Source organism: Lachnoanaerobaculum sp. MSX33 (assembly GCF_000512995.1).
In the GTDB taxonomy this organism is placed as follows: Bacteria; Bacillota; Clostridia; order Lachnospirales; family Lachnospiraceae; genus Lachnoanaerobaculum.
Map to the genome: position 1 here is coordinate 1 of NZ_AZXX01000023.1, position 538 is coordinate 538.

At 36.1% G+C, this 538-nt stretch carries 1 protein-coding gene; it reads right to left on the reverse strand.

From position 1 onward, the window contains the following. Nucleotides 1-42 precede the first annotated feature (42 nt). Nucleotides 43-538 (reverse strand): IS3 family transposase (locus tag HMPREF1495_RS02430; RefSeq protein WP_242832836.1); only part of this gene is annotated, 496 nt, incomplete at its 5' end.

Consider the following 538-nt stretch of genomic DNA (forward strand, 5'->3'; position numbering starts at 1 on the left):
CTTATAAGAGTGGTTGTAGTTTTGAATACTGAATCTGTTTAGTCATTCTCTTTTAATCAATAGATGAAATGATTCAATGCACGCATTATCATATGGATAGGCACAACGAGAATAGCTTCGTTGCATAGTTTTTGTGGCTTCACGCCAAGCATTTGATACGTACCGGCTACCACGATCTGAATGTATTATTAAAGGCGATTTGATGTTACGATAAGCCTTTGCTTTATTAATTTTGGTTATAACATTTGATACTTCCATAGTATTTGAAAGAGTCCAGGATATTATTTTCCTGGCAAACAAGTCCATGACACAATTAAGGTATACAAAGCCATTTTGAGTCCATATATAAGTAATATCTGTGCACCATATGGCATTAGGGCGTTCCGGGTTAAATTGTTCATCAAGTATATTTGTAAGTTCAGTACTAAAATCAGAGTCTCCGGTGGTGGTAGTAAAAGGCTTAATCCATTGGGCTTTAATACCCATTTCACGCATATATTTTCCTACAGTGTGCTCAGCAATAGTTTCACCTGACTTG